The 12,154-nt window shown below is 72.3% G+C and carries 11 protein-coding genes and 1 pseudogene; 7 read left to right on the top strand and 5 right to left on the bottom strand.

The window, feature by feature from the left end; genetic code table 11:
* Positions 1-13 precede the first annotated feature (13 nt).
* Positions 14-1,612, bottom strand: a complete 1,599-nt coding sequence (locus E1295_RS32120; protein ID WP_132636236.1) for a sulfatase family protein — start codon at positions 1,610-1,612, stop codon at positions 14-16.
* Positions 1,613-1,844: 232 nt separating this feature from the next.
* Here E1295_RS32120 and E1295_RS32115 point away from each other — a divergent pair, with 232 nt between their 5' ends.
* Genes E1295_RS32115 through E1295_RS32105 form a run of 3 tightly spaced genes read left to right on the top strand, consistent with a single transcriptional unit; the run spans position 1,845 to position 5,995 of the window.
* Entirely contained in the window at positions 1,845-3,956 is a 2,112-nt protein-coding gene (locus E1295_RS32115; protein ID WP_166427501.1) for an NACHT domain-containing protein, read from the top strand.
* Positions 3,957-3,999: 43 nt separating this feature from the next.
* Positions 4,000-4,665 (top strand): class I SAM-dependent methyltransferase, encoded by a 666-nt coding sequence (locus E1295_RS32110; RefSeq protein WP_132636232.1) that lies wholly within the window; start codon positions 4,000-4,002, stop codon positions 4,663-4,665.
* Positions 4,666-4,708: 43 nt separating this feature from the next.
* Positions 4,709-5,995, top strand: coding sequence for an MATE family efflux transporter (locus E1295_RS32105; RefSeq protein WP_132636230.1), 1,287 nt, complete (start codon positions 4,709-4,711; stop codon positions 5,993-5,995).
* 207 nt (positions 5,996-6,202) lie between these two features.
* On the opposite strand, the pseudogene E1295_RS51260 reads toward E1295_RS32105, so the two are convergent.
* A pseudogene (locus tag E1295_RS51260) lies at positions 6,203-6,388 on the bottom strand (MmyB family transcriptional regulator); the annotation flags it as partial.
* Between E1295_RS51260 and E1295_RS51255 the strand changes: the two are divergent.
* Positions 6,333-6,827 carry a hypothetical protein gene (locus E1295_RS51255; protein WP_246080597.1) on the top strand — a complete coding sequence of 165 codons (495 nt, stop codon included), beginning with the start codon at positions 6,333-6,335 and terminating at the stop codon, positions 6,825-6,827. The pseudogene E1295_RS51260 and the gene E1295_RS51255 sit on opposite strands and share 56 nt — an antisense overlap.
* Positions 6,828-6,840: 13 nt before the next feature.
* Here the strand turns inward: E1295_RS51255 and E1295_RS32090 are convergent, their stop codons facing one another.
* On the bottom strand, positions 6,841-8,169 hold the full coding sequence (locus E1295_RS32090; RefSeq protein WP_246080595.1) for an MFS transporter: 1,329 nt from the start codon (positions 8,167-8,169) through the stop codon (positions 6,841-6,843).
* A gap of 172 nt (positions 8,170-8,341) precedes the next feature.
* On the bottom strand, positions 8,342-8,929 hold the full coding sequence (locus E1295_RS32085; protein WP_181958074.1) for a hypothetical protein: 588 nt from the start codon (positions 8,927-8,929) through the stop codon (positions 8,342-8,344).
* A 136-nt stretch (positions 8,930-9,065) separates the two neighbouring features.
* Here E1295_RS32085 and E1295_RS32080 point away from each other — a divergent pair, with 136 nt between their 5' ends.
* Both E1295_RS32080 and E1295_RS32075 read left to right on the top strand, forming a co-directional pair.
* A complete protein-coding gene (locus E1295_RS32080; protein ID WP_220448997.1) occupies positions 9,066-9,890 on the top strand; it encodes a helix-turn-helix domain-containing protein in 825 nt (274 codons plus the stop codon).
* Positions 9,891-9,956: 66 nt separating this feature from the next.
* Positions 9,957-10,538: a dihydrofolate reductase family protein gene (locus E1295_RS32075; protein ID WP_132636224.1), complete on the top strand. Its 582-nt coding sequence runs from the start codon at positions 9,957-9,959 to the stop codon at positions 10,536-10,538.
* A gap of 13 nt (positions 10,539-10,551) precedes the next feature.
* Here E1295_RS32075 and E1295_RS32070 read toward each other — a convergent pair whose 3' ends face one another.
* Complete coding sequence (locus tag E1295_RS32070) at positions 10,552-11,391, bottom strand: helix-turn-helix domain-containing protein (RefSeq protein ID WP_132636221.1); 840 nt, start codon at positions 11,389-11,391, stop codon at positions 10,552-10,554.
* A gap of 92 nt (positions 11,392-11,483) precedes the next feature.
* Here E1295_RS32070 and E1295_RS32065 point away from each other — a divergent pair, with 92 nt between their 5' ends.
* A complete protein-coding gene (locus E1295_RS32065) occupies positions 11,484-12,116 on the top strand; it encodes a DsbA family oxidoreductase (protein ID WP_132636218.1) in 633 nt (210 codons plus the stop codon).
* The last annotated feature ends 38 nt before the right edge of the window (positions 12,117-12,154 follow it).

The raw sequence follows: 12,154 nt of genomic DNA, 5'->3' as shown, positions 1-12,154 counted from the left end.
GCGGAACTCATCGTCACCTGAGGCGGGCGGCCGTCCAGCAGTCCAGGGCGCCGGGCTTGCCGCAGGTGCGCAGGGCGCCGAGCGCCTTGGCGAGGTCCGCGGTCCTGGCGTGGTCAGGGTCGTTGGTCAGCTGGTGCGGGTCGGCGACCGTGTCGTAGTACTCGGGCTTCGCCTCGCCCTCGTACTCGACGTACAGCTCGCCCTCGGTGCGTACGGCGGCGTAGCTCGGCGGCTGGGAGTTGCCCGCCTGGAGGCTGTCGGCGTCGGGGTCCGGCCCGCCCGACGCCTGCGGGTCCGGCTTGACGTGCTCGATCAGCGCCGCGTCGCGCCAGTCCTTGACCTTGCGGCCCTGGATGAGCGGCAGCAGGCTGCGGCCGTCACGGCTGTCGCGCACCGACGGGCCGGCGCCCGCCAGGTCGAGGAAGGTCGCGAACAGGTCGACGTTCTGGGCGAGGGCGCCGGTCACGAGGTCGCCGTGCCGTCCCGCCGCCGGCCGCCTGACCAGCAGCGGCACCCGTACGTCGTGGTCGTAGGCGGTGGACTTGCCGCGCACCAGGCGGTGCTGACCGAGGTGGAAGCCGTTGTCGCTGGTGAAGACGACGTACGTGGTGCGCCTCTCCTCCTCCGTCAGCGTGGACAGGACCCGCTCCACCATGTCGTCGATCGACTGCACCATGCGGATCCGGTTGCGGAAGTCCTTGCGCAGTTCCTTGACGAGTTTCGCGGGGAGCTTGTCTCGGCGTACCCAGGACGGCTTGTCCGCGGTGTCCTCGTCGAAGGCGGGCAGCGTGGACACGTCGATGGTGGCGCAGTCGGTGCCGCCGCAGTCGCCGTTCGGGAACTCCCCTGCCGGCCACCCGGTCTTCGGCCGGTCGCGCCGCGCCGGCGGGAAGCGCGGCTCCTTCTCACCCGGCTTGACGCCGACCCTGGCGTGCGGCGAGAACGGCGAGACCTGGAGGAAGAACGGCTCGCCTGGCGCGTGCTCGCGCGAACGCTCGATGAACCCGGCCGCCCGCCGCCCGAGCACGTCCACCAGGTATTTGCCGCCGGAGGGGCCGAGCGGTCTGTCGTCCGCCGACTCCTCCTTGATGTAGCCGGTGAGCTGGTATTTGAACTCGTTGTAGCCGCCGCCTCCCGCGACGTGCCACTCGTCCCAGCCGGCCGGCACCTTGTAGCCGGGGCCCACCGGATATTCGTTGATGTACTTGCCGAGGTAACCGGTCCGGTAGCCGGCCCGGTCGAGCGAGACGGCGTACGTACGGCTCTCGTGCGGCTCGAACGCCGCGTAACCGCCGCGGTCGGAGCCCTTGTTCGTCTCCACGCCGGTGTTGTGCGGGAACCGGCCGGTGAACATGGAGGCCCGCGAGGGGCAGCAGAGCGAGTTGGACACGTAGTAGTCGGTGAACGTCGTGCCGTTCCTCGCCAGGCCGCTCACGGTGTCCATGTACGGGAGCAGGTCGGCTGACATGTCGTCGACCAGGAAGAAGATGATGTTCGGTCGCCGAGGCTCGGCCACCGCGCCGGCGCCCGCCTGGGACGACGCCACGGTCGTCGCGAGGACGACGGCCAGCGCCACCGCCAGGGCTCTCCGGAGGTTAGCGGTCACGGACATGACTGCCTCTTTTACGAGTATGGAAGATCAATGTCGCGTCGAACGCTAATGTCTGATTTATAGGCTGATCAATAGTTTTGTCGCCCGTCTTCACAGATCCTCAACAGATCCTCAACCCGTCGCCGTCTACGGTCGGCACCGCGGAGCACCGATCCGCGGCAGGCTCGTGAACGCGGTGGGAGGCTCGACGATGGAAGCTCGCCGACCGCGAAACCTCACTACGATGGCTCCCATGGTGGGCGGGTGGAGCTGGCGGACCCGGCTGTTATGGCTGTCCTCGGTGCTGCTGCCGGTCATGGTGTCCGTTGCCGCCAACCAGGTGCTCAACGACGGCGTGTGGAGCGGCCCCTGGATCGCCGCCACCATCGTGGCGGCGGTGGCGTCCGCGCTGGCCGTCGAGCGGTTCGGACGCGTGCTCGCCCCCACCCCCGGGAGCGTCACCGACACGATGAAGGACCTCGCCGACCTCGTCGAAGAGCGGTGGAGCGACGAGGTGGTGACACGTTCGCTGGGCGATCCGCCCATTCCGGTCTCCTGGCACATGACCCGCCGCACGAAGCTCATGGACCATCCACACCTGATCGCCGACCGTGAGCCGGCGGTGGCGGGCCGATCGGACGACATCAAGGCGCTCGCCGTCGCCTTCCGCTCGCTGCGCCGGCGCCGCCTGGTCATCACCGGAGGCCGGGGCACGGGCAAGACCACCCTGGCCATCCAGCTGATGCTGGAACTGATCCGCACCCGCTCGGACGACGAACCGGTCCCGGTGCTCCTGCCCGTCGCCGACTGGGACACCGAGGTCCACCCCCGGTTCCAGGACTGGGTGGCCGAGCGCGTACGCACCGACTACGCCGCCCTGCGCACCCCGGGCAACAAGCAGGACGGCGCCGACGTCCTGGCGGCCCGCGGCTCGATCCTGGCCGTGCTCGACGGGCTCGACGAACTGCCTGAGCCCGCCCGCGCCAAGGTGATCGCGAAACTGTCCGGCACGCTCATGGAACGCGATCAGGTGATCGTCACCTCGCGCACCACCGAATACGGCGACGCGGTCACCGCCGCGCGCCGCCCGCTCAAGGCCGCCGCCGTCATCGTGCCCAAGGCGCTCGACCCCGACGTCGCGGCGGACTACCTGAGTGCCCATCTGCCCGCGCTCTCCGCGTCCTCGGCGTGGACCACGGTCCTGCGCGCCCTCAAGGAGGGCACCGCGCCGGCCCTGGCCGGGATCACCTCCACCGCCCTGGGCCTGTGGATGGTCCGGGCCGTCTACATTGACCGGCCGGACGCCGACCCGGCTCCGCTGGTCACCGAGTACGCCGACGACGTGGCCGCCCTGCGCGCCCACCTGCTCGACAACCTCCTCGACGCCCTGCTGACCGCGCGCACCACGATCGGCCCCACCACCTGGGACCCGGCCCTGATCACCGAATGGACGCGGCGGATGGCCCGCCTGCAGGCCGAGGCCGACGGTCCTGACCTGGCCTGGTGGCGGCTGACCGACCAGGCGCTGCCCGCCTCCCGGGCACAGCGCGCGCTCGCCCGTACCTGGATCGGTGGTCTGAGCGGTCTCGTGTTCGCGCTCCCCACCGTGCTGACCGCCACGCTGACCTACGGGCCGGCCTTCGGCGCCGCCTTCGGCCTCTGCTACGGCCTGTCCGCGACGCAGGCCACCCGCACCCCTGACTTCGCACCGCTGCGCGTGCGGCAACGGCTGCGCGACTTCACCCGCGACCTGCTGTCCGACGCGGGCAAGATGGCCATCATCATGCCGGCCGGCATCGGCCTGCCGTTCGTGGTCTACGCCCTGGTGGCGTATGGCTGGAAGATGGGCCTGGCCGGCCTGTTCTCGGCGCTCGGCCTCGGCTGGGTGACCGTGCGGATGATGCGGCAACAGGACAAAACGCCCGCCCGGGCGGACGAGAACCGGCTCCCGCCGTTCACCGCCGCCCTCACCCCGCAGTCCACCTGGCGGGTCAACCGCAGCCTCGTGGGTGTGCAGGTGTTGAACGGCCTGCTCCTCGGAGCGATCGTCGGCTTCGCCGTCGACTTCATGAACGAGGCGTCCCTCGTGTCGCCTCCCACGTCCCCGCTCGCGCACGCGGGGATGGGCGTCGTCTTCGGCATCGCGTTCGGCATGGTGAACAAACGCCAGCACATGTGGCTGGTGTCCACCATCGCCCTGATGCACCTCGGGCCATCGCGCCGGCTGCCGTTCCGCTTGATGCGCTTCCTGCACGAGCTGCACCACCTGGGCGTCCTGCGGACCGTGGGCCCCTTCTACCAGTTCCGCCACGCCGAACTGCACGACCACCTCGCCGCCGCCAGGGCGCCCGGCCACACCCCCTGACCTGGCACCGGAACTGTCGGTGCCGCCTGCGACCCTTGCCCGCATGCCGACACCTGACCTCGCCCCCATCTCCTCCTACTGGGACGCCACGGCCGACGCCTTCGACGACGGGCCCGACCACGGGCTGCGCGACCCCCAGGTCCGGGCCGCGTGGTCACGCCGGCTGGCCGGGTGGCTGCCCGCCACCCCCTCCGACGTCCTCGACCTCGGCTGCGGCACCGGCTCCCTGACCCTGCTCCTCGCCGGGCAGGGGCACCGCCCGACGGGCGTCGACCTGTCGCCGCGCATGGTCGAGCAGGCGGGGCGGAAGCTGACCTCAGCGGGCTTCACCGTGCCGTTGCTGGTGGGAGACGCGGGTGACCCGCCCGTCGCCGCCGGCGCGTCGTTCGACGTGATCCTGGTCCGCCACCTGGTGTGGACGCTGCCCGATCCCGAGGCGGCGCTGCGCCGCTGGCTCGGGCTGCTGCGCCCGGCCGGTCGCCTGGTGCTCGTCGAAGGACACTGGCGCAGCGCCCGGGCGGGCGACGCCTACGCGCCCGGCGCCCCGCCGCTGCGCTGGCCCGGCGGGGTCACGGCCCAGGAACTGACCGAGGTGCTGCGGGCCGCAGGCGCCCGCGTCTCCCACCACGAGCGGCTCACCGACCCCGCCCTGTGGGGCCGCCCGATCGAGGACGAGCGCTATGTCCTGATCACCGAGCTGATAAAATGAGAGTGAGTCCCGGGCCGTCCAGCGTCCCGGGATTGTGCTTTCCATGCCTCTCCTCCAGCATCGTGCCATCGCCGCGGCGGCCGTCCCGCTCTTCCTCTCCATGATCGTCAACCAGGTCGCGGGCCTGGTCGGCACCGCCGTGCTCGGGCGGCGGGCGACCGCCGCGCTCGCGGCGTACGCGGTGACGGCCGCCGTGCTCAACCCGGCCTTCACCGCGGTCACCGGGGCGCTGCGCGGCATGGCGCCGTTCGTCGCTCCTCACCGCGAGCACCCGCCCGGCGCCGTCCCCGTGCTGCGGGACGCACGATGGTTGTCGCTCATCGTCGCGGCGCTCGCCGCCGGGGCCGTGGCCTGCGTCCCGCTCGTCGCCTCGCTCGGCGGCGCCCCGCCCGAGGTGCTGGCCGAGCTGGGGATCTTCCCCTACCTCCTGGTCGTGTACGTGCTGCTGTACGGCCTGGGCGGCGGCGCGAACGCGGCGCTGATCGCGCTCGGCCACAGCCGCCAGGTGATCTGGGCGAGCCTTTCCAGCGCGGCGGTGTCGATCGTGCTGGTCGTCGTCCTCGTGCCCCGGATCGGCCTGCCGGGGATGGGGTTCGCGATGATCGCCGCGGGGGCGACCGCTCTCGCGGTGTCCAACCTGCGCCTGCGCCGGCTGCTCGGCGGCGGCGTCGGGCGGGGACGGCCCCGGCCCGCTGAGATCATGAAGCTGGCGCGGGTGGGCATCCCGCTGTCGGGGACGATGCTGATCAAGTTCGCGGTGCTCGGGGTCGTCACCTACGCGGCGCTCCGCACAGGCACGCGGGAGGCCGCCGCGCACGCCGTGCTCCACGCGATGATGGGCCCGCTGATGTTCGTGTCCCTGTCGGTGGCGCAGGCGTCCGTGCCCGAGGTCGCCCGCGCCCGCGGGAGACGCGAGGTCAGAGGCGTCATGGGAGCGGCGTTCGCGCTGGCCGTCACCGGGGTGGCCGCAGGCGGCGCGCTCCTGGTCGCCTTCCGTGGCCCGCTCGTCGGGCAGTTCACCACCGACCCCGGCGTCGTGACCACCGTGGTGGCGCTGGTCTGGCTCGTGGCCGTCATGGCGGCGGTCGACGGCGCGCAGGCCGTGCTGGGGTTCGGGCTGGCGGGGCTGAAACGGTCGTCGTGGAGCCTCGGCTCCGTGGCGGCCGGTTACGGCATGCTGGCGTCGGCCGCCGTACCGGTGGCGGCGACCTGGGGGCTGGCGGGGCTGTGGTGGGCGCTGATCGCCAACTCGGCCCTGCTGATCGTGCTCCAGGGCGGCGGCTTCCTGCGTCACAGTGCCCGTACGGAAGCGACCGCCGTGCCAGCTTGACCTCAACCGACCTTCGTGTCGCACTTCCGTCGGCGGCCCCACCCTGGACGCGGGGTCGGCTCCGGAGGACGAACCCGGGAATCCCTCCCTGATCTCCATCCGCGGGATCGCCGAGGCGGCGCGGCTCATGCCCCGCCGGCGCTCGTGTCCTCGCCGAGCAGGCGGATGCCCGGCATCGTCCGGCTCGGCCGGCACCGGATAGCGGGACACCTCCTCGTACAGCGCGCGGAGCGTCTCGTCGCCGGTGGCGTTGACCTGGCGCAGCAGCCGTTGCAGCGTGAGCGTACGCACCTCGCCCAGGTTGGCCAGGCGGGACGCCAGCCCGTCGGGATGCAGCGTGAGCCGGAAGACGTTCGGCCGCGGCTGCAGCAGGTGCTCGGGCACGCCGTCCATCAGGACGGACATGGCGCGGTTGCCCGCCACCACGTCCGGGGAGGAGATCGACGTGAACCAGGCGGACGCTTCGCGGCGGCTGCGGCTGATCCTGCGCATCGACGGCTGGAGCACCGCCGTCTTCGGCGTGGTCATGCTCGCCGCCGGGCCGGCGCTCAGCGGCCCGCTCGGCCTGCCGACCGCCTGGTCCGTCCCGTTCGGGGTGGCCATGCTGGGCGGTGCCGCGGCCCTCGGCCTCATCGCCGGATATCCGCGGATCCCGCCGCGGCACGCCGCGTTCGTCGTCGCGGGCAACGCGCTGTCGTGCGTCGCGCTCCTGCTGCTCGCCTTCTCGGGGCTCATCCCGCTCACGGGGCTCGGCGTCGCGTTCCTGCTGGCCGGGGCGCTCGTGGTGGCCGTCTACGCGGCGCGCTCGAACTCGCCGGCCTGCGCCGGATGACCGCCGCCTGAGCTCAGGTCCGCTGCAGGTCGCGGGACGGAACGGTACGGTGCACGACGAACCCGGCGACCAGGCACACAGCGCCGGCGACCGCCATCCCCGACGACGGGCCCAGCGCCGCCATCACCCCGGTGGCCGCCCCCAGGGTGAGGGTCTCCAGGCTCATCCGCGCCGTGCCGAACAGCGCGGCGCCCGCCCCTCCTCGCTGGAAGGGCACGTGCTTGAGGGCCTGCCCGTCCGGAACACCCTCGGTCAGCCCGAGACACAGCCCGACCGCCGCCGACGCGGCGAGCAGAGCGGCGGGGTGGTGGGTGACCTGGAGGAGGACGGCGGTGGCAGCGCAGGCGAACAGGGCGGTCGTCACCAGCTGCCGTGCCCATCGGCGGGCGAGCCGGGCGGCGACGAGCGGAAGAACCGTCGACGGCACGGTCAGCAGGCTCAGCATGACCGCCGACGTTCCCGGCCCCAGGTCCAGGGCGGCGCCGAGCTGGGGCAGCACGGTCAACCCCACCACGAGCATGCCCATGAAGGCGCCCGTCGCCAGCGCGTACGCGCGGTAGGCGGGGATCCGCAGCAGGTCCATGGGGATCGCGGGGTCGGGCGCACGCCGTTCCACGCGGACGAGCGCCGTGGCGCTCACCACCGCGACGAGGATGAGCGCGACCGGCGCCCACCACGGCACCTCCGGCCCGAAGCCCAGCCCGAGCGCGGTCACCGCCGCGGCGATGCTCACCCCGAACAGCACGGCACCGGCTAGGTCGAACCCCTCGGGCACCTCCGGGCTGCGCAGGGCCGGAAGCCCGAGCGTGCCCAGGGCCGCCAGGGCGGCGACGGCCGCCGGCGCGACGAAGACGAGCGGCCAGCCTCCGACCGCCATGAGGCCCTGGGCGACGACCGGGCCCAGCGCCAGGCTGCTGCCCAGCACGGCGCCCGTGTAGCCGTACACGCGGCGCCGCTCCTCCGGCGGATAGACGGCCAGGATCATCGACGATCCGCCGGCGGCGCACATGGCCGCCCCTACGCCGGCCACCGTACGCAGCGCCACCAGCGACCACAGGTCGGGGGCGAACGCGGACAGGATCCCGGTGGTCGCGACGACGAGGTTGCCGATGGCGAAGAACCTGGTGCGGGCGGCGCGGTCCGCGACCACCCCCGCCAGCAGCAGGGCCGCGGCGAACAGCCCGTTGTAGGTGAGGACGATCCACGGCCCCAGGGCGTCCGCCCCGGGCAGCTGCTCGGTCACGTCGGGGACGACCGCGGTCGCGCCGGTGATCGCGAGCGGGAACACCCCTGTGGAGATGAGGTCGGCGACGAGGACACGCCGACGTTGACGTACGGACAAGGTGAACAAGGAAGCGCTCCGGAGAGGAAAGATCCGAGCGCCACGAGGGCGCTCCTGGCCAAAGGTCAGGAGCGACGGCGTGAACTGGGGTTATGCGCCGCCGCTCTCAGCGACGGCGCACCTTGTCCGCTTTGGGCACGCGTACACGGTAGCAACGCACCAGAGCTGTTTCCTACCGCGTTTCCGGGTCCTCCGTGAGGAACTCCTCGACCAGTTCGGGCGGGTTGGCGGCTCTGGTGAGAGCGAACATCTCGTCGGGGTCGAACATGTCGTACAGGACCACCGGCAGGGGCCTGCCCAGGGTCTCGACGATCCGGCCGCCGTCGTGCAGCCACCGGGCGAGGTCGACGCAGAGCTCGTGGAACTGCTGGTCAAGGCGTTCGTCACGCTCGTCGCGCTGCTGCTCGGACAGCTCGTCGTCGTCCTCGTACCAGAGGCCCTGCGCGAGCGCCTCGCGCCGGTGCAGCTCGGCACCGGCCGGATCGTGCTCGGGGTCGTGGCCGGCGACGCGGTGGCCCTCCAGCCCGGACGGCGGGAAACAGGCGTAGCTCCAGCGCGCCTCCCATGCGTCAAGCGAGTTCGCCTTCGCCGACAGCCGGGCCACGTCGGTTTCGGTGTTGTAGCCGATCGCGAGGTAGGGGAACCGGGCGTCCTGATCGACACTGTCGATGCGGAACGTGACGACGTAGATATCGGATTTATCCGGAAATTCGGCCAGGGCCCGCGCCGCCATCTGCTCCCTGTGCCGCCGGAACGTCATGCAGAACTCTCCTCAGCGAGAAACCGGCTCGTAAGCCGCGGGCCGCCGCATGCTATCGCGCGCGCCCGCCCGGGATGCCCGCATCGTGCCCTGGTGACCTCCCCGTGCCGTCGGCGATGCTTGAAGCGTGCAGTACGTGTCCAGAAAGCCGCGACCGCCCCTGGCCGGGCTGGTCGACGACCTCTACTACCTGGAGGGCACGCCGCCGTACCCCAGGCTGTGGCTGCCGCCGATGCCGTCGGCGGTGCTCATCATCAACCTAGGAGCGCCGTTCCGCATCCGCGCCGGCGCCGAGGCGGCCGAGTACGCCGACGGCTGCGTGCTCACCACACCCACCCGAGCCTTCGCGTTCGGCTACCCGCCGGGGACCAGGTCGGTCGGCGTGCACTTCAAGCCGTGGGGTCTGGCGCCGTTCCTGACGATGCCCGCGGCCGAGCTGTGCGACCTCCCTGTGACGGTGGAGCAGGTATGGGGGCGTGCCGGCGTCGCCGCGCTGCGGGACCGGCTGGCCACGGCGGCCGGGCCGTACGAGATGCTGACGTCTCTCGAGGACGAGCTGCTGCGGCGCCTGCGCGAAACCGCAGGTCTGGAGTTGGTACGCCACACGAGCGGCCTCATCGAGGCGGCCGCGGGAGGGGTGGCGATCGGCGACCTGAGCGCGGCGGCCGGGGTCAGCAGCACCCATCTCGCACAACGGTACAAAGCACTCATCGGCGTCACCCCGAAGCGGCTCGCCCGTACCTACCGCTTCGCCGCCACCGTGTCCGCGATCGACCCCGCGGGACCGGTCAACTGGGCCGAGCTCGCCGGCCGCGCGGGCTACTTCGACCAGGCCCACTTCAGCCACGAGTTCCGGACGTTCACCGGGCTCACACCGACCCGGTACGTCGACGTGCGGCGGCGCTTCCTGAACGAACATCCCGGCCACGCACTCGACGTCGGACCGCTGCCCGCCGATTGATTTCTTACAAGAGCCGGCGGCGCCCGACCCGCCACCATGGCACTCGCGGAGCAAAGGAGAGAGCCCATGGGCAAAGTGGTCATGTACAGCTCGGTGTCGGTGGACGGCTTCATCGCGGACGAGGACGACCAGGTGGGGCCGCTGTTCGAGTGGTTGTCCAACGGTGACGTCCCGCTGGACGAGTCCGGGGAGGTGAAGGTGTCGCGGGTGTCCTACGACTACACCCGGGCGTACTGGGACGAGATCGGCGTGACGGTCGCCGGCCGCCACGTCTTCGACCTCACGGACGGCTGGGGCGGCAAGCCTCCCGCCGGGATCGACCACGTGGTCGTCGTGTCGCACCGGCCGAGTCCCGAAGGCTGGGACCCCGAGGCGCCGTTCCACTTCGTCGACGGCATCGAGGCCGCCATGGCCAGGGCGCAGGACCTGGCCGGCGAGCGTACGGTCGAGGTCGCCGCCGGCGCCGTCGGCGGCCAGGTGCTGGCCGCGGGACTGGTCGACGAGGTCGCGATGGACGTCGTGCCCGTGGTGTTCGGGTCGGGCAAACGGTATTTCGGTTCGGTCGACGTACAGCACCTGCTGGAGGACCCTCACGTGGTCATCCAGGGGAGCCGGGTGCTCCACTTGCGCTACCGGGTGCGCCGATGACCTCGTGCGGGTGTCAGGAGGCGGCGGGGTGGTGGTCGGTGAGGCCGTCGAGGGCCGCCGCGGTGGCGTCGTCGGAGGCGAGGTAGACCACCAGCCGCTGCTCGTCGGGGTCGGGCAGCTCCAGGCTCTCGTACGCCAGCCGCAGCTCCCCCACGTCCGGGTGCGCCCACCGCTCGACGCCGGTGCGCGACGGCAGCGTTGCCGAACCCTCGAACCGGTCACGGAAGCGGGCGCCGGCGGTGATCGTCAGCTCCTCGGCGAGCGCCGCCGCGTACGGGTCGCCGAGCGCGGCCGCGGTCCGCAGCGCGGCGGCCCGCTCCCTGGCGACCGTCTCCCAGTCGGGGTGGACGTCGTGCGCCCGCGGATCGGTGAAGGCGTACCGGACCAGGTTGGGCGGCTCGTCCTCCAGCAGCCCGGTCGGCCCCGCGAGCCGCGCGAACCCGGCCGTCCACGCCAGCAGGTCGCCCGACGAGTTGACGACCAGCGCGGGCGCGGGCTCCAGCCGGTCCAGCAGCGCCCGCACGGTCGGGCGTACCGTCAGGACCCGCGTCGTGGCGGCCTCCTGGCACATGCCGGCGCCGCCGGCCTTGGCCAGCCGGTACAGGTGGATCTGCTCGTCACGTGACAGACCCAGCGTCTCGGCGAGCGCGGCGAGCACCTGAGCGGACGGACTGCGGTCGCGCCCCTGCTCGAGCCGGGTGAGGTAGTCGACGCTGACGCCGGCGAGCGTCGCCAGCTCCGCCCGGCGCAGGCCGGGGGTGCGGCGCCGCGCCCCGTTCGGAAGCCCGACCGCGGCCGGCGGGACCGCCTCGCGGTGCGCGCGCAGGAACGCGCCCAGCTCTGTCTCGCTCATCAACCGGGATTCTATGTACGCGAGCCTGGCCCCACCAAGGCTGGGATAACCGCAGCCTGCCCGCAGACGCCCAAGGCCGGGAGGCTTGGAGGATGAACGTAGAGGTGTACAGCGATATCGCCTGCCCGTGGTGCCGCCTGGGCACGTACCAGTTCCATCGCGCGATGGACGCGACCGGCGCGACACCGGACGTGGACCTCGTCCACCGCCCGTACCTGCTGGACCCCGACGCTCCCGAGGAGCCGCGCCCCCTGACGGAGGCGGTGATCGAGCTGTTCGGACCGGAACAAGCCGAGGCCATGCTCACGGGGATGACCCGGCTGGGCGCCGATGAAGGAATCGAGTATCGCTTCGATCGTGCGGTGGCGGTCAGCACCCTGACCGCGCACCGGCTGCTGTGGCTGGCCCTGAACGACCACGGCGCCAAGGTCCAGGCAGCGCTGGCCACCGCCCTCTTCGACGCGCAGTTCCGCGACGGGGTGAACGTCGCCGACCACCCCTCACTCACCGACCTGGCCGAACGCGCCGGCCTGGACGGCGGCCGGGTGCGGACCTTCCTCGCCTCCGGGAACGGGGTCGCGGAGGTACGGGAGCAGGCGGCCACTGCGCGGCGGAACGGCGTCACCACCGTACCGAGGTTCGTCTTCGAGAACGGCGAGGTGATCGTCGGCGCGACCAGCGCCGAAGCACTCGGCGACGCCCTGCGCAAGGCCGCCGCCGGCTGAGGCGCCGGACCGGAGCCAGTGTCGGCGCGGTCGGGGGC

Source organism: Nonomuraea mesophila (assembly GCF_004352805.1).
Classification (GTDB): Bacteria; Actinomycetota; Actinomycetes; order Streptosporangiales; family Streptosporangiaceae; genus Nonomuraea; species Nonomuraea longispora.
Note: the sequence above shows the minus strand (reverse complement) of the source record. Positions and strands in the feature narration are given on the sequence as shown.

Bases quoted from the DNA above. Each gene is read 5' to 3' on its own strand.
- E1295_RS32075 (WP_132636224.1), top strand. From the start codon at position 9,957: ATGGGCAAAGTGGTCATGTACAGCTCGGTGTCGGTGGACGGCTTCATC.
- E1295_RS32105 (WP_132636230.1), top strand. From the start codon at position 4,709: ATGCCTCTCCTCCAGCATCGTGCCATCGCCGCGGCGGCCGTCCCGCTC.
- E1295_RS32110 (WP_132636232.1), top strand. From the start codon at position 4,000: ATGCCGACACCTGACCTCGCCCCCATCTCCTCCTACTGGGACGCCACG.
- E1295_RS32120 (WP_132636236.1), bottom strand. From the start codon at position 1,612: ATGTCCGTGACCGCTAACCTCCGGAGAGCCCTGGCGGTGGCGCTGGCC.
- E1295_RS32065 (WP_132636218.1), top strand. From the start codon at position 11,484: ATGAACGTAGAGGTGTACAGCGATATCGCCTGCCCGTGGTGCCGCCTG.
- E1295_RS32070 (WP_132636221.1), bottom strand. From the start codon at position 11,391: ATGAGCGAGACAGAGCTGGGCGCGTTCCTGCGCGCGCACCGCGAGGCG.
- E1295_RS32115 (WP_166427501.1), top strand. From the start codon at position 1,845: ATGGTGGGCGGGTGGAGCTGGCGGACCCGGCTGTTATGGCTGTCCTCG.
- E1295_RS32085 (WP_181958074.1), bottom strand. From the start codon at position 8,929: ATGACGTTCCGGCGGCACAGGGAGCAGATGGCGGCGCGGGCCCTGGCC.